The organism is Rhodoferax sp. (genome assembly GCF_025354435.1).
GTDB lineage: Bacteria > Pseudomonadota > Gammaproteobacteria > Burkholderiales > Burkholderiaceae_C > Rhodoferax_B.
The window spans coordinates 20045-41519 of the sequence record NZ_JANXMU010000076.1; the positions used below are offsets into that span (position 1 = coordinate 20045).

The window sequence follows — 21475 nt, forward strand, 5'->3', positions numbered from 1 at the left end:
AGAATATACACTTATAGCTATTAATTATATAGCAAACGGTTTAATAGTGTCTGGACCTGTTCAACGCAACCGAGAGCGCGGCACCAGGCCATCTACCCCACGCAACGCCCCTTCCGGGCAGGCCCGCACCGCGCGCTGGGCCAATGCCTCCTGGCCGGGGGGCACGTCGAAGCTGGTGGTGGCGATGTAGCCGTTGTCGTCCAGGGTGAATAACTCGGGAGCCACATGCTGGCAGCGGGCATGGCCCACGCAGGCGCTGGTGTTGACGATGATTTTCATGCCGCACCCCACGCCAAATGCAGATCGTCCACCCCAAATACACCCGCAGCCCGCACCCGCACCGGTTTATCGGCCACCAGGTGGAACGGCGGCAGATTTGTAAGCCACAGCTCGATGGCAATGCGCAGCTCGCGCCGCACCAAATGTGAACCCAGGCAGCGGTGCACGCCGTAGGCAAACGCCATATGCGGCACGTGGGCATCGGGGCGGTTGAAATCGACCTTTTCGGGGTTGACGTACTTCTCGGGGTCCAGGTTGCCCAACTCGGTGCTGATCAGCACATAGTCGCCGCGGCGCATGGTGACTTCACCGATGGTGATGTCTTTGGTGACGGTGCGCCGCATGTTGACGATGGAATAGGCGCGCAGCATTTCTTCCACCGCCTGCGGGATGCGCTCGGGGTTCTCGCGCAGCTCGGTCTGCTGCGCGGGGTGGCGCGCCAGGTGCAGAAACATGAAACCCAGGCTGGACGTAACGGTGTCCAGTCCGGCCAAAAACACCAAGAAGCAGATGCCAAACACCTCGTCGTCGGTCAAAGGTTGGCCGTCGATCTGGCTGGCGATCAGGGAGCTGGTGAAGTCGTCGGTGGGCTGGGCGCGCCGCTCGACAATACGTTCGCGCCGGTAGTCGCGGATCTGCATGACGGCACCCACCACCACCTGCATGTCCTGGCTTTTCACCAGCGCCTGGGTCCAGGCCACAAAGCGCCCTACTTCGCTTGTATCCCAGCCCATCACGCGCAGAAAGATCAGCGTGGGGAACTGCTCGGCAAACTCGGTGTTGAAGTCGCAGCTGCCGCGCGCCGCAAAGCTGGCCATCAGCGCCGTAGCCTGGGCGCGGATGTCGTGCTCCAGCGCATCGACGCGCTTGGGCGCAAACAGCGGGTTCAGCAGCATGCGGTACTTGGCGTGGTTGGGCGGGTCAATTTCCAGCGGAATCAGGCTCCAGGTTTCGCCCAGCATCTGGGGGAACGGCGTGGCGGCGGTGCTGGTGAAGGTTTCGGTGTCTTGCAGGATTTGCCGCAAATCGTCCGACCGGCGCGGCACCCAGCAGCCGGGCAGGTAGCCGAGCCGGGGCACGTAGAAAATCGGCGGTGTGCTGAAGTGCAGACTGGCGGCATGGGCGTGGGCATCCTGGCCTTTGGCGGAAATTTCTCCCCACAGGTCCCAGTCGCGCACCAGGTGGGGCGGTACGTGGGACGGAATGGACGTGGGTGGGGATGCAATGGTCATTTTTGTCTCTCGTGGTTGGATGTGTAGGGCGGCTATGCACCGCGGGCGCAGCAGGCCGACTCAGCGCTGGTCCACCATGCGCCAGGCGGCTTGCAGAATGCGGTCGTCCAATACCGTCGCACCCAGAAAGCGCGGGAAGCGGTAGTCCGGCTGGGCGACGGTGTGGCCTGCGCCGTGCAGTGTGACCAGGCGCACGCGGGGTGGCGTGCCCCAGTCCTGCTGCTGCACTGCCAACCCATCCAGGGGCTGCGTGGTGTCGACCACCGGCTCGGCGGCCATACCGGCGCGCTGGGCAAACCAGCGGGCGCTGTCGGGGGCCGACAGCACCGTGCCCCGATCACCAAAGCCAAAAATGGTGACGCGGCCCCCGGCGTAGGGATTGATCGGGTCTTTGGTGCCTTCGATCAGCACGACCGGCGGTGCGGTGCCGCCTACGGCCAGCTTCCAGCCCATGTTGTCGGGCGTGGGCACGTTGGCGTTGGCCACCAGAATGCCCGCCAACAGGTCAGGGGCTTCGGTGGCCAGGCGCATCGCCATGTGGCCGCCGTTGGAGTAGCCAAAGGCATAGACCCGCTGACGGTCGATGTGCAGCTCGGTGACAAGAGTGGCGACGATGGCGCGGACAAAGCCCACGTCGTCAATCTCCAGGGTGCGGGCGCTGTACGAGGCCGTCACCCGGCCATCGTTGAAATGCCCTTCGATGCCCGTGGGGTACACCACCACCGCGCCCTGCGCCCGTGCCAGCCGCTCAAAGCCGGTACCCAGCATGCTGCGCATTTGCGGGCCGTTCATCAGCGAGCCGTGCAGCACGACCAGGAGCGGCGCGTTAGGCTGCAAGCCGGGTGGCCGCACCAGCGCGAAACTGCGCACCCTGCCGCCCAGCATGAGGCTGCGGCTGTCGGCAGGCTCGGCGGCCGCAGGCGGCATGGGGGCGTAGAAAAACCACGCCCCCACGGCCACCAGCCACAGGCAGACCGCGATGGCGATAGCGATAAACCGGGGGCTTGGCATGGTGGCTGTGGCTCAGCTCACAGGCCAATCGGGAAGACGATGGCCTTCTCGTGGGTGTACTCGTGCTGCCAGCCCGCGCCGTATTCGCGGCCCAGGCCCGAGCGCTTGTAGCCGCCAAAGGGCGCGTCGTTCTGGCGGTACAGGCCGCCATTGATGACCACGCCGCCGGTGCGCAGTTGCAAGGCCATCTCGTAGGCCTTGGCCGGGTCGCGCGAGTGGATGCCGCCGTACAGGCCGTAGCGGCTGTCGTTGGCGATCTGCACGGCTTCTTCGTCGGTGTCGAAGCCGATGACGCTGGCCACCGAGCCAAACACCTCGTCCTGGGCGATGCGCATGCTGTTGTGCACGTCGTCGAACACGGTGACGTTGTAGAAGAAGCCCTTGCCCAGATGGGCGGGTACCGAGCCACCCAGCACCAGCTTGGCACCTTCGTCGCGGCCTTGCTGCACCATGCGCTCCACCCGGTCACGGGCGGCACCCCGGATCAGCGGGCCCAGTTGGGTGGCGGGGTCGGCCGGACCACCGACCACGATGTGCCCGGCGATGGCTTTCATCATTTCCACATACGCGGGGCGGATGCTGTTGTGCACCAGATGCCGGGTGGCCAGCGCGCAGCCCTGGCCGCAGTGGGTAGCGACCTGGAACACGCCTTCCATGGCGGCCTTTTGCACGTCGGCATCGGCACGCACGATCAGCGCCGACTTACCGCCCAGCTCCAGCAGCACCTTCTTGATGGTAGGTGCAGCCTGGCCCAGGATCGCCACGCCCACGGCTTCGGAGCCGGTAAAGGTGACCATGTCCACGCGGGCATCGCTGGTCAGCGCCTGGGCCACTTCGGGGCCGCCGGTGACGATGTTCAGCACGCCGGGTGGCAAGCCAATCTCGCTGGCGATTTCGCCAAACAACAGGGCCGAAAACGGGGTGTACGGCGAGGGCTTCAGCACCATGGTGTTGCCCGCCAGCAGGGCCGGCACGATCTTCGACAGGTTGATCAAAAACGGCGCGTTGTAGGCGGTGATGGCCGTGACCACGCCCACCGGCTCGCGCACCACCACGCCAGAGCCGATCAGCGCCGGGCCGCTGGGGTTGAACGGGTTCATGGCCGTGCCCACCGGCAAGGTCTGCGTGGATGGCAGCAGTGAGCGCTCCAGCGCCAGCGCAAACAGCTCCATGGGCCGGGCGTAATTCATCATGTGGGCCAGGGCCAGCGTGAAGCCGCCTTCGGCGACCATCAGGGTCTTCATGCGGTCGGCACGCTCCGCCAGGGCGGTGTGCATGTGGCGCATGAAGGCCGTGCGCTCGGCCTGCGGCAGGCGGGGCCAGGGGCCGCTGTCGAACGCCTGGCGGGCGGCGGCCATGGCGGCATCGGCCTCGGTCACACCGCCGACCGGGGCCAGCCCGATGACCGCTTCGGTGGCGGGGTTGATCACTTCTTCTTGCGCACCGTTGGCAGGCGGCACCCATTGGCCGTTGATGTACAAGCCGTTGAAACGGGTGAATGGAATCGTCATAAAAATATCTTTCAAGCGGAAGTCTGGGGGCCGCGGATGAGTTCTGCTGCGCGCATGGCCATGGCCATGGCGGGGCCGTTGGTGTTGCCGGAAATCAGCGTCGGCATGACCGAGGTGTCGATGACCCGCAGGCCCTGCACGCCGCGCACGCGCAGTTGCGGATCGACCACCGAGGCCGCGTCGCTGCCCATACGGCAGGTGCCCGCCACGTGGTAAGCGGTGTTGCCAAATTTCAGGTAAGCCTCGACCAGCTCGGCATCGCTTTGGTAGGCCGGGCCAGGGGCCACTTCTTCCACCACATAGGGCTTCAGGGCGGGCTGCGACAGCATGCGGCGCATGGTGCGGATCAGGTCGGCTGCGTGGCGCTGGTCGTGCGCGGTGTGCAGGTAGTTCACGTCGATGTCCAACGCCGCCTGCGGGTCGCGCGAAGTGATCTGCACCGAGCCTTCGCTGTCCGGTTGCGTGACGTAGCCCACCCAGGTCATACCGGGAGCAGAGTCGATGACCACCTTGTCGTTCTTCACCGCCACCAAGTACAAGCCGATGCCCAGTTCCGCATCCGGGCGGGCCAGCTCGGGCCGGGTTTTGACCAGGCCGCAGAGTTCGTGTGCGGCAAAGGTCATGGGGCCGGAATGTGCGCCCAGGTAGCGCAGCAGGTTCTTGGCCAGCCGCCAGCCCTGGTATTCCTGGTTCATGCTGCCTTCGCGGATGCGCACATGCATCAGGATGCAGCGGTGCTCCAGCAGGTGCTGGCCCACACCGGCCGAGTCGGCCACCAGCGGAATGCCCAGGCGCTGCAGCAGGGCCGCCGGGCTCACGCCCGACAGTTGCAGCAGCTTCGGCGTATGCAGGCCCCGGCGCACAAAACCACCTCGCGGCGGGCTTTGACCACCGAACGCACGCCGCCTTGCAGCAGCTCCACACCCACCGCCCGCGTGCCTTCAAACACCACGCGCTGCGCGTCCACACCGGTGCGCACCTCCAGGTTGGGGCGGGCCCGTGCTGGGCTCAAAAATGCCTTGGCGGCGCTCCAGCGCCGCCCTTCAAAAATGGTGCGCGGCTGGTAGCCCATACCGCCCTGGGGCGCGGCGTTGACATCGTCCACGCGGGGCACGCCGGCCTGTTCACCGGCGGTCAAAATCGCTTCATACAGCGGGTTGTCGCGCGGGTGCATCGAAATTTTGAGCGGCCCACCGGTACCGCGCCACTCGGCTTCGCCCAGCTCGTGGTCTTCCATGGCCTTGTAGCAGCGGCCAATGTCCGACCAACCCCAGCCGGTGCAGCCTGCGGCCGCCCAGTCGTCGTATTCGGACGGCAGGCCACGCATGTATACCATGCCGTTGACCGAGCTGGAGCCGCCCAGCGCGCGGCCTTTGAGCCATTCTTCCTGGCCGCGCCCCGGCCCCATCGAGGCCTTGTAGCTCCAGACGTGGGGGTTGGTGCGGTCCAGCAGCTTGCCAATGCCGCGCGGCATGTGGACCATGGGGCTGGTATCGGGCGGGCCGCTTTCCAGCAACAGCACCCGGCAGGCGGGGTCGCGTGACAGCTCGCTGGCCAGCACGCAGCCGGACGAACCGGCCCCCACGATCACATAGTCAAACTCGTTCATGGTGGGCGGTCCGGTTAGCGCACGGTTTCGCGGCCCACGACGGCCTCGGCGCTCAAGTCTGTCTCGGGCAGGTTTTTGGGCGACACTTGAATGGCGCCTTCGCCGATCAACAGCATCATGCGTTTGCTGAAATCGTAGGTGATGGTCTTGCCGCTGTACGGAGTAGTGTGGTCATACAGCTGGATGTGGGTCTGGAACATGCCACGGTAGAGCTCGCCATTCTTGTCAAACGCATCGAACATGCCGGCACCGGTGCCGTCCTCGTCGATGTAGTAGGTGCGCTTGGCGTAGGCATGGCGCTGGCCGGCCTTCAGGGTGGACTCGACCACCCAAACGCGGTGCAGCTCCCAACGTTCGCAGGTCGGGTTCAGGTGCGTGCCGACAAAATGCTCCGCTCCCTTGCAGTCGTTGTAGAACTTGTAGCTGTTGTACGGGATCAGCATCTCTTTGCGGCCTACCAGCTTGAAGTCAAAGCGGTCCATCTTGCCGGAGAACAGGAACAGCTCGTCGAACAAGGTGACACCGCCCAGCTGCGACACCGGTGTGTCATAGGCAAACTCGGGGGCCAGCTTGACGCGGCGCTGGCCGGGCGAATAGTTAAAGGCCCGGCGCGGCTTGGCATCCATGTCCAGGTAGTCGGTCAGCATGGTCATCTGGCCCGAAATGCGCGCCGGTGCCTTGGCCACCGAATAGGTGCGCAAGATCATGTTCGGATCGCGGTCTTTCTGGTCCATTTGGTAGTAGGGCCGCTCAGTGCGCGTGAACTGGTCGGACACCACCGTCGGCGAACCGTTGGCATCAACCAGCAAGCTTACACCGTGGTCGAAGGTGATATCGGTGGCCCCGCTGTACTTCAGGGTCAGGTTCCACATCACCTCGTAGGCATTTTTTGGAATCGGAAACGGTATGCCGCCTCGGCACGCCACATCGACCGAGAAGTAGTCTTTACCGCCCGAACAGGTGGTGGCGTTGCGTACCGTAGCCTTGAGCACCGACTCAGGATAGACCACAGACCGGTGGGTGGGGAGCACGTCAATGTAGTAATCGGCGTAGGTTTTAAGCAGGTACTTTTGCGATTCGCTGAGCTTGTCCGCGTACTGCGCCATGTTCTTACCGTCGATGCGGTACAGCGGCTTGTCGCCTGCGAACGGGTCGGCCCAGTAGCCACTGCCAGGCTTGAAGTTGGCCGGTCCCTTGGTCAGCCCGCCGGTGTATTCAGGGATGGTGCCCTCTTTGTTACCGGCCTTGATGGCGCCAAAATCGGTGAGCGTGGTGCCCAGGGCCTTGGCCTCTTCGGCCGATACGGAAGCATGGCCCGGGCTGGCCAGGGCGACCAGACTGGCCGCCATCAACAGTGCAATAGGGTTTTTCATGTCTCAATGTCTTTCTATGAAATTAGGTCCGTGGCAGATCAGAAGCTGGTTTTGTAGGTAAACACCAGCCAGTTGCGGTCATTGGTGCTGGGGCCGCCGCTGCCGCCCACCAGTACGCTGCCCGAGGGGTCGTACTTGGCACGGGCATGGGAGGCCGAATACAGCAGCTGAAACTCATGCTTTTGCGCATAGGTCGCTTTGGCACCGAGCGACCAGGTCACAGCGCCTTCATTACCACCACCGGACGACGGCGCATTGCCGTGCAGGCCGTAGTTCAATGACATTGGGAACTCCAAGTCCACCGACGGGGCCACCTGCAGGTACTGCGGGGTAAAGACCATGCCCATGCCCATGTAGTCCTTGGTGGAGCAACCGTCGCTCTTGTCACCCTGGCCACCGGCGGGGTTGAAGCAGGCCGCACTGCCTGCACGCTGGTAGTACGCCTCGTTAGAGGTCACTCTTTGCAGGCGGCTGTAGGCCACCTCGGCCAGCAGCGAGCCAGTGTCAAACAACGGCGTTTTGGGCAACAGGTACACGCCGTTGACCAGCGCGTGCCAGGTGTCGCCGCGCGGGCCTTCGTTGGTAGCCGGGTTGAAGCCAGCGGCATTCAGTGCGCCGTCCTTGCGGTACGACAACTCGGCGCCCACGCTGACCGGGCCAACCACCCGGGCAAAGCTGGTGCCCAGCATCTGCACTTTCTTGGGATACACCAATTGGTAGCCGGTAGGCACGGTGCCGACACCGGGAATGGCGACGAAGTTGGTGAAGTTGGGTGCGAACCATGGGTTGTAGTCGTCAAACCGGCGGTAGTACAGGCCCAGCGTCGATTCGATGGATTCCGCGTTCAGCTTGGCGCTCAGGCCAAAGTTGCCGGTGTTCTTGGGCTTGATGGAATCGGCATGGCTGAGGGAGTTGCCGTTGGCATCCACCGGCAGGCGGTCCGGGCCTTCAAAGAAGAAGTCGGCCGGGCCGAAGTAGGTGCCACCGTAGGGCAGCCGCGAGGGCTTCCACTCCAGAAAGTACTGCGCGGCCAGGGACAGATTGGGCGTAGGCTGGAACTTCAAATACACCTGCCCCAGTGGCAAGAAAACCTCTTTCAGCTCGATACCGGGGCTGGTCACTGCCTTCACGCCATCCACCGGCGACTGCGAATACGAAATCGCATGCGCGCCCAGCAAATAGGCTTCGCCCCAGTAGTTGGTCAGGCGGCCGACCTTCAGATTGGCCGGTTTGTCGCCGATGCGGAAGTTGGTTCACACAAAGGCATCCAAAAACTCGGCCGACGGGCCACGTGTGTAGCGCTTGACGGTGCTGTTGTACTGGTTGTTGTTGTAGCTGCTGGCATAGCCTGGCACGGTGGTGTGCACCGAGGTGTCGTTGTAGGACGCGTCGTACCAGCCTGCGGCAGTGACCCGGGCACCAAAGTCGTTTTTGTAGCTGACATCCAGCTCGCTCACCACGTCCAGGCGCTTGGTGGCAAAGTCGCCCCGGCCGAACTTGCCATCGGATTCGTCGTAATTGGGATTGTTCAGAATCCGGCTGTCGGGCTTACCGGTACGCACACCGGCGTTGAGGCGGATGGTGTTGTCCCAGCGGATGGTCACGTCCGGCGAGCTCGTGTCGATCTGGATGGCGAGCGCAGGAAAGGTGCAGCCCGCAGCACAACTGAGCAGGCCCGCACGCAGCATGCGCTGCCGTGGCGAATGGGGTTTTTTAGGCATGTACTTGTCTCTTTTTTCTAGGGGTGGGTCAAAAAATGGCCAAGCTGCGCCCAGCCCACCGTGCAAGGTGGGTCGACAAAGTTCGGCCAGAACGGAAAAACGGGAAAAAAGACGGCGCTAGCGCGGCATGGCGACCACCTACTGCGCAGCGGCGGTCAGGGGCAGACCGGTTGCCAGGAAGCCGCGCAGCACCACCAGCAACATTTCTGCGGTGTGGGGGCGGGGGCGGCGGTCGGGGGTCATGGGGCTGGGCAGGCTGAGCGACATGCTCATGGCAAGCAGGATTTCGGCAAGGTCTTCAAACGAGGCGGTGGGGGTCTTACCCATCCGCTCGAACATGCGCGACAAGAACAGGCAGCACACCGACTTGATGCCCTCGTGGTAATGCCGGTACTCTTCGGCCAGTACCGGGTCGCGCAGGGCACAGAGGTAAATCTCGATGCTGATCAGCGCCCACAGGCCGTCGGGGTCGAACTGGGCGGCACGCAGATCCATGGCGCGCAAGGCATCTTCCACGTCGGTGGACTCGTCGGCCAGGCGCACCCAGTGGGGCGACTCGTTGACCATCTTGCTGCGCATCAGGTCCAGCAGCAGGGATTCTTTGTTGGTGAAGTTGGCGTAGAACGCACCCCGGGTGAAGCCCGCGGCTTCGGCAATCCGTTCGGCCGAGGTGCCCGCCACACCGCGCAGCGCAAATTCGGTCAGCGCCGCCGCCCGCAGCAATTCTTTGGTCTGCTCGCGGCTTTCTTCGCGGCTCAGACGCTGGCGGGGTTTGGGCTTGGGGGCAGAGGGACCAGATGATTTCAGATGCATGTATGAATCTTAGTTCTTGCATGCATCCGAAAAATGGGGATTTACCCGGAGTTGGACAATTTTCTACTATGTGTTCTTTTTAGACAGCACATATTTCAGGCATAAAAAAAGCTGCTGGCGCATATTTAACATGCACCAGCAGCTATTTTTTTAATAGCTAAATATTTTAAACTACTGGCCACCTAGCCGAACGGTTTTCTCCAGATTTGCCGCACCCAGAGTTTTCAGGTCACCCTGCACCACCGGGCTGCCCCACGTCACGCCGTCCACGCTCACAAACAGCCTGTAGGCGGCCACCGTGCCATTACCACCACCCGTGCGAGGCGTATAGCGGAAGCCGGAAATAGGCTGCACCGCGTGCATGTCCACCACCACCCAATGCGGCGGCAAAGGATTAGCGTTGTACCACTGGCTGTGCCAGAAAGTGCTGGTATTGCCATCCAGGATGTTGGCCACCTTGCTATCTTCAGCCACCAGCTCGGCGCTGTCGGCGGTAGCAGTCCATCCTGTGCGATTCAACACCGCACCGTTGGCACCCAGCAGATTGAACTCGGCCATGCTGCTCCAGGTCTGTCCAGTGAACTCGCCTAACATTTCAAACTTGACGTAACGCCCCACGGACACGCCTACCGCTTCAGAGCCTATCTGCTGCACAAAGGCACTCACCGATGCCACGTCGGCAGCACTCAAAGTCAGCGTGGTGTGGGCCCGCACGGCATCGTCGATAGTGGCGGCAGAACCGTCGTGCAGGTAGGGTGCGGTCAGCCACGCGTCGCGCAATGTAGGGATGTCAATGCCGGTGAGCACTCCGTCCAGCCGCTTGCCACTGCCGGGTTTGAGGGTTCCCACATTTTTCAGCAAGCCCAACGTACTGTTGGTGAACGTCGCACCACCGTGGCAGCTGGCGCACTGGGCGTTGAATACGCCCTGGCCGGTCAGGGCCGCGCTGGTCAAGACACCGTTGTTGCGCCAAGGGCTGGGCTCAAACGTGTTGAGCGAAGCCATATAGGCCGCCATGGCATCCAGGTCCGCGCTCACACCCGCTTTTTTGTCCCCCAGTGGGGCACTGCGGGTGCCGGTGTTGAACTGGGCATCGGTCATCAGGCCGGTACCTTGGGCCAGGCTGCGGATCTGGCCCTCAAAGTCCTGGCCTTCGTCGAAATTGCCACTCCAGTGCAGCGGGCCCTGGCCACCGGCCCGGCCCTGCAGCCGGATGGTGTTACGTAAGCCCTCACCGCGCCCAGTAAAGTCCCAGGTGCGGCCATCGTGTCCACCATCGTTGTGGCAGGTGGCGCAGCTCATGTAGCCATCGCGGGCCAGCCGGGTATCACGGGCGTCGTAGAAGAACTGTTTGCCCGCCAGTACATCGGCGGCAAGCTTCTCGGTACCCACACTGCCCATGGTGGCCAGCAGGGGCAGCGCCATCTGGCCGAAGCCTGCCAAGGGCGACAGGTCGTACACGCCGACGCTACGGTCCATGAAGTTGTGCACATACAGCTTTTTACCGTCGGCCGAGACCACCACACCTTGCGGTGCGCGACCCGTATCGACCCGGAACAGCTCACGCCGCCCGGAGGCATCCAGCACCGCCAGGTGCCGACTGGCCTCTAAAGTGACGAAAACATAGGCCCCACTGGGGTGGTAGACGGCGGCACTGGCAAGGCCCGAGTTGTCATGGTCCACCCTGGCGGCATAGTCTTCGGTCAGACCGGCCATGGCGATGCGCGACGAGATGGCTCGCACAGTGTTTTGGAAGTCCAGGTTTTGCTTATCACGCAACAGCCCGCGCTGGATGTTGTCTTGCTTGGACGGCACCCAGGCGCTGGCACCATCGGGCGACAACGCGGCTGCGCCCAGGTAGTTGGGCACGCCCCGCCCCTGGGTAGTGCTGTCGGCCTTGTCGCTGTGCTGTAGCACCACGGTACGACGGATAGCCATCGTAGCCGGGTCGACCACCACCAGCTCACCGCCTTGCTTGGCCCCGGCCAGGGTAGTTTGCACTGTGGCGGTGGCTTCGCCGGGCTGCGGCCGGGTGATGAAACGCGACACCAGAAGGGTGTTGCCGTCGGCGGTCAGGGCGATGTGGCGTGGGTTTGGACCCACGTTCAATGTGCCTTGCACCACCCCGGCGGCTGAGAGCTTGAGCAGTTGGCCCAGACCTTCCAGCGCAACATAGGCGGAGCCATTGGCCGCAAGCACTACGCCATAGGGCTGCCCACCCCGCGCCAGGGCCACGGTTTGCACCACGGCCAAGGTGCCAGGGCTAATGATGCTGATGCTAGCGCCCCCTCGGTTGACCACCCACACCCGGCCATCCGGGGCCAAGGCCAGGGTGCGCGGCTGGGCGGCCACGGCAATCTCCGCCAGCCGGGCGTTGGTAGCGGTATCGAAGACCGACACGGTGTCGTTGTCGGGGTTGACCACCCAGAGACGCACGCTGGCCCCGCTACGGGGTTCCAAGACCAGGTTGGACGAGGCCTTGGCAGCGCCGGGCACGGCGGCGGCCGTGACTGCCTGGACAAAGCTGCGGGTGCTGGTCGTGCCATCGCTGCTACGCACCGTCAATTGCACGGTGTACAGGCCGGGTGCCGCATAGGTGTGCGTGGCGGTAGCGCTGGTGCCAAATGCCGTGACCGGGCTGCCATCGCCATAGTTCCACTGGTATTGGTAAGGCCCACTGCCCGCCACCGTGGCGGTGTAGGCCACACTGGCGTTGCTGGTGCTGGGGGTTGCGGCGATAGGGGCAATCGTCACCGGTGGGCTCATCACCGACCAGACAAAACTGGCCGAGGCCTTCAAGCCCCCGGTGTCGGTGGCTGTTGCGGTGACGTTGTAAAGCCCCACGGCACTGGTGGTGCCGCTGACCACACCCGAGGCGGGTTGCAGCACCAGCCCTGGCGGCAAACCGGTAGCGGTGTAGACCAGGGCATCGCCATCGGGATCGTTACCGCTGAGGTTCAGGGTTACCGCCTGGCCCAGGGTCACCGGCGACACCGTGGGGGTGGCCAGACTGGGCGCACGGTTGGCGATGGCCGTGCCATACACCTCCACTTCGGCCAAGCCCAGGGCATTGTTACCGGCCAGTTGTACCCGCATGTAGCGACCACGGGTTAAGGCGGCTAGGGCCAGAGAGCGCGGCGCGGCGGCATTCAGCGCGGAGTGCCACACCTTGGTATCGGCCAACAACTGGTCCAGTGTGCGCCCCGCCATCGGGGTACTGGACACCAGCACATAAAAATTAGCCAAATTGGCGGCGCAGCAGTCGGTACGGTTCCACAGCCGCAGGCTGGTCAGGCTATGGACGCTACCCAGATCCACTTCCCACCAGGCATTGGTGTCAGCACCGGTCAGGCCCATGCCGCCATTAGCCAGCACGCCGTCCTGGTTGCGGTCTACCACCAGCGCTGCGGTGGCTTTTCCGGCGGTGCTGGACTGGCTGGCCGGTTTGCCGGCGGCTACGTTGTTGAAATACACCGTTTTTTCCAGGTCGGCAGCACCGTAGTCGGTCAGATTGCTTTGGGCCACGGGCGTACCCCAGTTGATACCGTCGGCGCTGAAGTAGACCCTGAACTTGGCGATAGTGCCATTGCCACCGCCTGGTCGGGGCAGGTAGCGCATGCCACTGACCTTTTGGCTGCTGCCCATATCCACCACTACGGAGTGCGGCAGCGGCACATCGGGCCCCCAGGCGGTATGCCAAAAGGTTTGCGGGTCTCCATCCAGGGCCAATTCAGCAGAGTTACCCGCCTGCTGGCTATCCGCCTGGATAGTCCAGCCCGTGCGGTTCAGGGCCACGCCCGCTTCGTCGAGCAGATTGAATTCGGCCATGGACGACCATGGGTTGTTGTTCACCTCTCCCAGGGCTTCCAGCTTGACGAACTGAACCTGCCCAGGCTCTCGCACGGTCCAGACAAACTCGGTCGATATGCGATGGACGCCGTTGCCCACCTCGACCGACATGGGATAGCGCCCCAATGTGCTTGGTGTACCTTGGATAGTGCCGGTGTTGGCATTCAAAACCAAGCCTGGTGGTAGGCCGGTGGCACGGTAGGCCAAGGCCACGCCCGTGGGGTTACGGGCCTGAAGAACCAAACTGACCGCGCTGCCCAGGCTGGCCGATTGGTCGTCTACCGGTGTGATCAACGGGGCCGACACCTGGCTCAGCAGCACAGTTTTGGCAACCGACGGCACGCCCGCACTGTCCATCGCAAACAGCATGTAGTAGCCCGGCAAGGCCCAACCGGGGTTGGTGGGAATATTCAATGCATAGCTGTTGGCCCCGGTCGGGGTAAAGCTCAGGGGAATGCGCCGCTGGTCGTTGTTCACCGTGTGGGTGGTGGACGACATGCGGACCAGCGCAAACGCAGTCACCGGCGCGTTGCTGGTGACGTTTGCCACTGCACCGTAGTTGGTTTGGGTGGGTGCCGCAGTGATCACGGGGCGCGTCGCCGGGCTGCCGTCTGCGTTGAACAGGTAGTGCGGGCTGAGTATTTCGATGTTGGGGTGGTTGCCCGCGCAACCGTTGCCGCACAGACCGCCGCCCGCCGACATCACACGGGCATCGGGCAGCAGCAGAGCCACGCTGTGGTAGTTGCGCGGCACGGTCATGGGTGGCAGCGCGGTGAAGGTCTCGGTGGCCGGATCAAATAATTCAGGCACCAGCACCGAAGTGTTGTCGCTGAAAGGCACTGGCAGACTTTGGCCACCAATCACGATGACCTGCCCGTTGGGCAGCACCACACTATTGTGGAAGGCGCGGGCATAGGACATGGGGGCGATCTTGCGCACCTGCACACCCGCATTTACGTCGATCAGGTAGCTGCTGGCGGTGGCATTCGCATCTTGGTAGGCGGGCGAACCACCCACTTTGAGAATTTTGCCAATGTCGTACATCACAGTGTTGCCACTCATGCTGTAGGCGTCGTCGCCCCGGTTACCGGCAGAGCGCACATTACCGTTGCCACGTGTGTCGATCCAGTGCATCTTGGCGCTCGGTCCTGCATGCAGGATCTGGCCGTTGCCGGTGGGCAGCAGCCACATGTGGTTGTCTCCCCGGTACACCCCTGCGGGGTCGGGGCCGACCATGTCGTCTACCGGCACACCGGTCAGGCGCTTCCAACCGGTGGCCTCGGTCCAGACTTCTCCGTGCTTGCCGCCTTGTCCACCATTCCAGGAGCCCCCCAACGTGAGGACCGAGCCGTCCTGGAGCAACGCATTGGCGTTATAGGCCCGGGTGATATTGAGCGCCGCACCGGCCGCCCAGGTGTCGTTGGCAGAGTTGTAAATGCTGGTGTTGCCTGCCTGAGAACCACCGCTGACCAGCAACCGCCCATCGGCCAACATGCTGGTGCCGGGGCAAAACAAATTGCTGCCGGTTTCATTGACCAAACGCTTTGTAAAGCCGCCCGTAGTGGGGTTGTACGTGGTGGCGTAGGCCCGGGCATCGCCATTGCTGAACATAAACTCGCCATCGGCCGCCCAGAGCATTACGTTGCCATTGGGCAAATTGGCGGCCGAAGCGGGTGTCAGGCTGACATCAATCTTGCCACCCCACTTGGCCTTGTTGAATGCGGCAATCGGCACACCAGCGGCCTTGGCCCGCCCTTGCTCAACGGTGTCGGTGGACTCGCCACCACAGGCCACCAGACCCAGGGCTAAAGCCAACACCGTGCCAAGCTTTCCGTGAGCAGCTCTGAATTTTATTGGTGTGTACACAAAATACCTTTTGTTTAAAACAAAACGCATTTTATTTTTTTGTGTACAAAATTATTGAAAAAAATTTACTCAGCGCTTGGATGCTGCCAACTCCGTCATCAAACGCTCTATTTCCTGGGTGCTGGGGAAGTCCACACTTTTGAAAACCAGCCGTGCACTGCGGTCGAACAGGTAAACCTGTGGCGTGTGCCGATCGGGCCCGATCGCCCGGCCATTGAAAAAGTCCTGCAGGCGGTCTACATCCTTCAGGGCCGGAAGCGCCGCCGTCCAGCGGCGGGGCTGGGCCCCAAAGCGTTGCGGCCAAGTGGCCAGAGCCTTGGTATCGTCACCCAAGGGGTCGATGCTGATCGACAGCAATTGCAATTCGGCTGAGGCCCCTGCAAGCCGGCTTTGCAGATCTGCAAACAGGGCCCCCTGGAGCGGGCAAGTGGCGCTACAGCCGGTAAACATGAGCTGGACCGCCGTGATGCGCCGGGCCAGCATCTCGTCCAGCCTTTTGGGCGGGCCCAGCACCGGCGACACCCGCAGCGATGGCAAGGTTTGCGGCGGCCGCACAATGCCAGCACCCTGATGGGCTTTGGCCCACAGAGGTACACCTAAGAGCACGCCGGCCGTGGCCAAGACATAGCGGCGATGGACAAAATTGGTGGAGACAGATGTCAGGGGTTTTGGTCTAGTAAGTAATGCCACAGTGACTGGCAATCGTACGGAGTCAGCGTGTAGCGGGGCATAGCACCAGCCAGCAAGATGGAAGCGGGGTCGACTCCCTCAGACAACAAACGGCAGAAACTTTCCTGGGTGAAGCGAGACGGCGGGCCGCCTCGGCGCGGTACCAGCGCGGTCAGCGTGGCCCGGTTGAGCCGCGGACCAAAGGCCTGGGTTCCTAGCGCGACCACTGGCTGTACCGCATGGCAATTACTGCAACGGCTGGCCAGGGCCGGTAGGCGGGCGGTTTGTCCGTACAACTGGGCCATCATCGGCTGGTTACCCACAAACAACTGTCGCCCGCGCTCCACCTGATGCGCATCTTCCGCCCGGCTCCACCACCATGCCACACCACCCAGCACCACCAGACAGGCTACGCCGAACCAACGCAAAACAGGCAGTTGACGCTTCTAGGACATACGTTGGAAGCTATCTAAAAAATAGCAATCATAGACCAAGCATTTCCGCCGACCCGATACACCCGCGCCTACGCTGCATACACCGTATTAAAAATATTCCGGAAAAATGCTCCAATTCAATTGAGAATGATTATCATTAGCGAATCGTAACCCTTTACAGGAGCACACCATGTACGCAACCCTCTCAGCCCGCCCCCAGTTCAACCCGACATCGGGCGAGAACGCCAACAGCGTGCTCCAGGGCATGGACATGGGCAAGGCTGCCCCTAAACTGGCATCTGCCGTAGAAAGCCGTGATCTGCTCAAAGGCCAAAAGGCCGTGGAGATCATGCACAACGGCTCTATTTACCGCCTGCAGAACACCAAGCTGGGCAAACTGATTTTGACGAAATAGGTTTCATCGTGGGGCGATCCGCAGACTTCTCCGTGGAGTCTGAGAGGATCGTTTTTGCTAGCCAACGGCAAGGGGTTTCGACCCCGCGCCGACTAGCCATGCTTTTTTTCCCACACACCTGATTTCAAGCTTTCACCACCGGATACCGGGCCCGCGCTTCCAAGGTATCCAGATCGATGTGGTTGCGCATGTAGCGCTGGCTGGCCGCCTGGAAGGGCTGGTGGTCCCAGTACTGCGGGACACCCCGGTTTTGCGCCGCGTAATGGAAGCGACGGCGGCGCTGGCTGGCCACCACCTCAGCACGTAACTGCGGCATATTCCAGCGCCCAGCCACCTCGGCGCGGAAGGCCTGCAACAGGTCAGCAGCCGCCGGGTCGGTGGCCAAATTCTTCAGCTCATGCGGGTCGGCCTGCAGGTCAAACAACTGGTCCGGATCGCCCGGGGAATGCACGAACTTGTGCACGCCGCGCCGCAGCATGATGAGCGGTGCCACCGCCCCCTCGCCCAAATACTCGCCCACCACCTCGTCGTGCCCGCCCGTACCCAGCAGGTGCGGCCAGACGCTGCGGCCATCCAGCGCCTCGGGGGCGGCCGGGGCTGCACCTTCAAACGCCATGTCCACCAGCGTGGGCAAGATATCCACCAACGACACCGAGGCGGCCACCCGGTGCGCCTTGAAACGCTGTGGCGCGTGCACGATCAGCGGCACGCGGCAGGCGTTTTCAAAGAAATTCATCTTGTACCAAAGCCCGCGCTCGCCCAGCATGTCGCCGTGGTCGGACAGCAGGATGACGATGGTGTTGTCGGCCAGGCCGGTTTGCTCCAGCGTGCGGCAGATTTTGCCAATCTGCTCATCCACGTACGACACCGCGCCGTAGTAGGCGTGGCGGGCGTGGCGGGTTTGCGCGGCGCTGATGGGCGTGCTGTCCATATCGCTCACATGGCGCAGGCGCTTTGAGTGTGGGTCCATCAGCGCCGGGTCTATGGGCGGCACACGTGGCATGTCTATGTCTTCGTCGCGGTACAGGTCCCAGTACTGCTGCGGAATGGCGTACGGGTCGTGCGGGTGCGTCATCGACACCACCATGCAAAAGGGCCGCGCATCGTCGTCGCGCACGATGTCAAACAGCTTTTGCTGCGCCAGAAACACCACTTCTTCGTCGAAATCGAGCTGGTTGCTGCGGATGCAGGTGCCCGCATCGGTGACCGAGCCCATGTTGTGGTACCAGCTGGGGCGCACCTCGGGCTGGTCCCAGTCGGGGGTCCAGCCGAAGTCGGCGGGGTAGATGTCGGTGGTCAGGCGCTCTTCAAAGCCGTGCAACTGGTCGGCCCCGCAAAAATGCATCTTGCCCGACAAAATCGTGCGGTAGCCCGCGTGGCGCAGGTAGTGGCCAAAGGTCAGCACCTCGGACGGCATCTCGGCGGCGTTGTCATACGCGCCAATGGCCGAGGGCAATTTGCCCGCCATAAACACGTAGCGCGACGGGGCGCACAGCGGGCTGTTGGTGTAGGCCGATTCAAACACCACGCCACCGGCGGCCAGCGCGTCGATGTGTGGGGTCTTGCTGACTTTGTTGCCGTACGCGGCCAGCGCCGAGGGCGTGAGCTGGTCGGCCATCAGGATCAAGATATTCGGTTGTGCCATGTTTCTCTCATTCCAAACATAATGGGGGTTTATGCAAAAAATGTAGTCTACGCAGGTGTAATCTGCGCGTGAAGACTTTCATTTCTTATATATCCATAAACATTCGTTATGGCAACACCGCGCCGGCTCCCGCCCCTGCAAAGCCTGGTCTTTTTTGAGGCCGCGGTACGCCATCTGAGCTTTACCGCCGCAGCCCTGGAGCTGGGCACCAGCCAGCCCGCCGTGAGCCAGCGCATCGGCCTGCTGGAGGAAGATTTGGGCGTGCCGCTGTTCAAACGCGGCCACCGGGGCGTGTCGCTCACGGCCGACGGCCTGCAGCTCTTCAATGCAGTGCGCGACAGCCTGGCCGGCATTGGCGAAGCCGCCGCCAAAATCCGCAGCCGCCGTGCCCGCCAGGTGCTGACGGTGGCCACCGACTTCGGCTTTGCCGCCTACTGGCTGATGCCCCGGCTGGCCGCGCTGCGCGCGCTGGTGCCGAACCTGGACGTGCGCATCGTCACCACCCAGGACCCGTTCGACATCCGCGGCGAGCCGGTGGACATCGCGATTGCCTTCGGCGCGGGCCAGTGGCCAGGCTGCACGGCGGTGGCGCTGTTTCCCGAGATCGTGGTGCCGGTGTGCAGCCCCGGGTTTTGGGCCACCCACAGATTGACCGGCCAGGCCGCCGATTTGGCCAAGCTGCCCCTGCTGCATCTGGAAAGCGCTGAGCCGCTGCGCTGGCTGGGCTGGGAGAACTGGTGGGCGCTGCACGGTGTGGCTGCCACCGGCGAGAGCCACGACCTGACGCTGAACAACTACCCGCTGGTGATCCAGGCCGCGATTGCCGGGCAAGGCCTGGCGCTGGGCTGGACTCCGCTGGTAGACGAACTGGTGCGCAACGGCCAACTGGTGGCCGCCTGTGCCCAGCCCACCACCACGGCCCACGGCTACTTTCTGGTGGAGCCCAACGCCCAGCGCACACCCGAGCCGGTGCAACGCTTCAGGCAGTGGATCGTGGGCGAATGCGAACAGGCTTTGCTGCACAGCCCATTTTTAGATAAAAAAGGCCGCTAGCGTATATGTTGTCTACGCCAGTAGCTATAAAAATAGTAGCTTTTACAAACCGATGGCGGCGATCCCGGCCTTGGCGATTTGCGCGTCTTCGGGCGACTTCACGCCGCTGACACCCACCGCGCCAATGCACTGGCCGTCTTTGATGATGGGCACGCCACCTTCAAGCATGCCTTCGATGAAGGGAGCGGTCAGGAACGCAGTGCGGCCGCCGTTGATGATGTCTTCGTACACCTTGGATTCGCGGCGGGCCAGCGCAGCGGTGTGGGCCTTGGCGGGCGCAATGTGCGACGACAGCGCAGCGGCACCGTCCAGGCGCTGCAAGTGCAGCAGATGGCCGCCATCGTCGACGATGGCGATGGTCACCGCCCACTGGTTCTTCAGCGCTTCGGCTTCGGCCGCGGCGGCAATGGTTTTCACGTCGGCAAATTCGAGTACAGATTTGGTTTTCAAGGCAAATTCCCAGTGGGTGGTTAAAGCCAGAAGCATAACGGCAGCATGCGTTTTTTGCCGCAGCGCAGCATGAAAACTAGCCATTTGGGACCTGTGTTTGTCCAGTACCCCCATGGAAAATAGGTCACGCTTACGGTAATATTTTTACTTTGCCCTTGAATCGCCCTAGAATTTCCCCATCTGCTTTGCAGAATTTGAAGGACAAATCTCTATGAACGACCGTTACACCAGCGCAGGTTTTGGCATCAGCCCCGACACCGGCGCCTTGCAAGAGCAGCGCAACCGCGTCATGCGCAACACCTACTGGCTGCTGGCCCTGAGCCTGGTACCCACGGTGCTGGGCGCGTGGTTAGGCGTGGCCACGGGCATCACCCAGGCACTGCACGGCGGCTTGGGGCTGGTGGTCTTCATGGGCGGCGCGTTCGGCTTTATGTACGCGATCGAAAAGACCAAGAACTCGGCCGCCGGTGTGCCGGTATTGCTGGGCTTCACCTTCTTCATGGGCCTGATGCTGTCGCGCATGATTGCCCAGGTGCTGGGCTTTAAAAACGGGCCTGACCTGATCATGACCGCCTTCGCAGGCACGGCAGGTGTGTTCTTCGTGATGGCCAGCGTGGCCACCGTCATCAAACGCGACATCTCCGGTATGGGCAAATGGCTGTTTGTCGGCGTGCTGGTGCTGCTGGTGGGCAGCGTGGTCAACATCTTTGTGGGCTCCACTGCGGGCATGATGGCCATCTCGGTGGCTGCCATCGGTATTTTCAGCGCCTACATGCTGTACGACCTGAAGCAGATCATCGACGGCGGCGAAACCAACTACATCACCGCCACCCTGGCCCTGTACCTGGACCTGTTCAACATTTTCCAGAGCCTGTTGTCCCTACTGGGCATCATGGGCGGCGAACGCGACTGACCACCCGGTCAATCCCCTGTCAAAGGCCCTGCGGGGCCTTTTTCTTTGGCCATATCCAAAGTAGGGGTCAATGTTGGAGCCCAGAAGCCGATAATTAAGCTACTACCTGCCACATATGCCCATGTCTACCCGCCACCTCGTTGTCTCTTGCGCCGTCCTGCTGCTGGCGGGCTGCGAGATCCCCGGTGTCTACCCCGACCCCAAGGTGCTGGCGCGCGAGGCCGATGCCAAAGCCACGGGCGGCGCCTGCCGCCACGCGCTGCGCGGCATCGAAGACTGCTACACCCTGAATCCCAAAGCCTCCAAGGCCTCGGTGTTTGCCGGCTGGAAGGAAATGGACACCTACATGCGCGAGAACAAGATCGAGGGCGTGGCCTCGGTGATCAAAATCCCGGTGGAAGGCGGAGCCCTGGTCGAAGAAGCCGTGGCCGCCACCAAGGAAGAAGCCGCCCCCAAGACCAAAGAGCCCCGCAGCGGCAAGGCCAAAGCGTCTTAAGGCAACGCTGAATAAGTCCCGACCTGGCGCGTGACTTGCATTGGTATTGTCATCCCTCACAAGGCGACAAAGATGAAGCAACACACCCTGGCCCTGGCCGCCGACCAAGAAGCGGGATTCGCCCAGCACCGCAAAC

At 62.7% G+C, this 21475-nt stretch carries 17 protein-coding genes and 1 pseudogene; 4 read left to right on the plus strand and 14 right to left on the minus strand.

Annotated features, from left to right (window positions below):
• Nucleotides 1-60: 60 nt before the first annotated feature.
• From Q0T48_RS19190 to Q0T48_RS19245, 12 genes and pseudogenes are all read right to left on the minus strand, one after another.
• Nucleotides 61-279, minus strand: a complete 219-nt coding sequence (locus Q0T48_RS19190) for a ferredoxin (RefSeq protein ID WP_295959755.1) — start codon at nt 277-279, stop codon at nt 61-63.
• Complete coding sequence (locus tag Q0T48_RS19195) at nt 276-1511, minus strand: cytochrome P450 (RefSeq protein ID WP_295959758.1); 1236 nt, start codon at nt 1509-1511, stop codon at nt 276-278. Before Q0T48_RS19195 ends, Q0T48_RS19190 begins: the two co-directional genes overlap by 4 nt.
• A gap of 60 nt (nt 1512-1571) precedes the next feature.
• Nucleotides 1572-2522 carry a PHB depolymerase family esterase gene (locus Q0T48_RS19200; protein WP_295959761.1) on the minus strand — a complete coding sequence of 317 codons (951 nt, stop codon included), beginning with the start codon at nt 2520-2522 and terminating at the stop codon, nt 1572-1574.
• Between the two features lie 17 nt (nt 2523-2539).
• On the minus strand, nt 2540-4033 hold the full coding sequence (locus Q0T48_RS19205; protein WP_295959764.1) for an aldehyde dehydrogenase family protein: 1494 nt from the start codon (nt 4031-4033) through the stop codon (nt 2540-2542).
• 11 nt (nt 4034-4044) lie between these two features.
• The gene (locus tag Q0T48_RS19210) at nt 4045-4896 is read right to left on the minus strand and encodes a GMC oxidoreductase (RefSeq protein WP_295959767.1); all 852 of its coding nucleotides are present in this window, start codon (nt 4894-4896) and stop codon (nt 4045-4047) included.
• On the minus strand, nt 4848-5642 hold the full coding sequence (locus tag Q0T48_RS19215) for a GMC family oxidoreductase N-terminal domain-containing protein (protein ID WP_295959769.1): 795 nt from the start codon (nt 5640-5642) through the stop codon (nt 4848-4850). Before Q0T48_RS19215 ends, Q0T48_RS19210 begins: the two co-directional genes overlap by 49 nt.
• 14 nt (nt 5643-5656) lie before the next feature.
• Entirely contained in the window at nt 5657-7015 is a 1359-nt protein-coding gene (locus Q0T48_RS19220) for a DUF1329 domain-containing protein (RefSeq protein WP_295959772.1), read from the minus strand.
• A gap of 38 nt (nt 7016-7053) precedes the next feature.
• Nucleotides 7054-8736 (minus strand): annotated as a pseudogene (locus Q0T48_RS19225) (DUF1302 family protein).
• Between the two features lie 138 nt (nt 8737-8874).
• Nucleotides 8875-9549: a TetR/AcrR family transcriptional regulator gene (locus Q0T48_RS19230; protein ID WP_295959775.1), complete on the minus strand. Its 675-nt coding sequence runs from the start codon at nt 9547-9549 to the stop codon at nt 8875-8877.
• 171 nt (nt 9550-9720) lie between these two features.
• Nucleotides 9721-15216, minus strand: coding sequence for a discoidin domain-containing protein (locus tag Q0T48_RS19235; protein ID WP_295959778.1), 5496 nt, complete (start codon nt 15214-15216; stop codon nt 9721-9723).
• Nucleotides 15217-15333: 117 nt separating this feature from the next.
• Nucleotides 15334-15870, minus strand: a complete 537-nt coding sequence (locus Q0T48_RS19240; protein ID WP_295959781.1) for an SCO family protein — start codon at nt 15868-15870, stop codon at nt 15334-15336.
• 53 nt (nt 15871-15923) lie between these two features.
• Complete coding sequence (locus Q0T48_RS19245) at nt 15924-16361, minus strand: hypothetical protein (RefSeq protein WP_295959782.1); 438 nt, start codon at nt 16359-16361, stop codon at nt 15924-15926.
• Nucleotides 16362-16557: 196 nt separating this feature from the next.
• Between Q0T48_RS19245 and Q0T48_RS19250 the strand changes: the two genes are divergently transcribed.
• Nucleotides 16558-16782: a hemin uptake protein HemP gene (locus Q0T48_RS19250; RefSeq protein WP_295959784.1), complete on the plus strand. Its 225-nt coding sequence runs from the start codon at nt 16558-16560 to the stop codon at nt 16780-16782.
• 124 nt (nt 16783-16906) lie between these two features.
• Here the strand turns inward: Q0T48_RS19250 and betC are convergent, their stop codons facing one another.
• Nucleotides 16907-18427: a choline-sulfatase gene (betC, locus tag Q0T48_RS19255; protein ID WP_295959787.1), complete on the minus strand. Its 1521-nt coding sequence runs from the start codon at nt 18425-18427 to the stop codon at nt 16907-16909.
• Nucleotides 18428-18535: 108 nt separating this feature from the next.
• Between betC and Q0T48_RS19260 the strand changes: the two genes are divergently transcribed.
• Entirely contained in the window at nt 18536-19480 is a 945-nt protein-coding gene (locus tag Q0T48_RS19260) for a LysR substrate-binding domain-containing protein (RefSeq protein WP_295959789.1), read from the plus strand.
• Between the two features lie 42 nt (nt 19481-19522).
• Here Q0T48_RS19260 and Q0T48_RS19265 read toward each other — a convergent pair whose 3' ends face one another.
• The gene (locus Q0T48_RS19265; RefSeq protein ID WP_295959794.1) at nt 19523-19930 is read right to left on the minus strand and encodes a heme-binding protein; all 408 of its coding nucleotides are present in this window, start codon (nt 19928-19930) and stop codon (nt 19523-19525) included.
• Between the two features lie 211 nt (nt 19931-20141).
• Here Q0T48_RS19265 and Q0T48_RS19270 point away from each other — a divergent pair, with 211 nt between their 5' ends.
• Nucleotides 20142-20843 carry a Bax inhibitor-1 family protein gene (locus Q0T48_RS19270; protein WP_295959796.1) on the plus strand — a complete coding sequence of 234 codons (702 nt, stop codon included), beginning with the start codon at nt 20142-20144 and terminating at the stop codon, nt 20841-20843.
• Between the two features lie 121 nt (nt 20844-20964).
• A complete protein-coding gene (locus Q0T48_RS19275) occupies nt 20965-21339 on the plus strand; it encodes a hypothetical protein (protein WP_295959797.1) in 375 nt (124 codons plus the stop codon).
• Nucleotides 21340-21475: the final 136 nt, after the last annotated feature.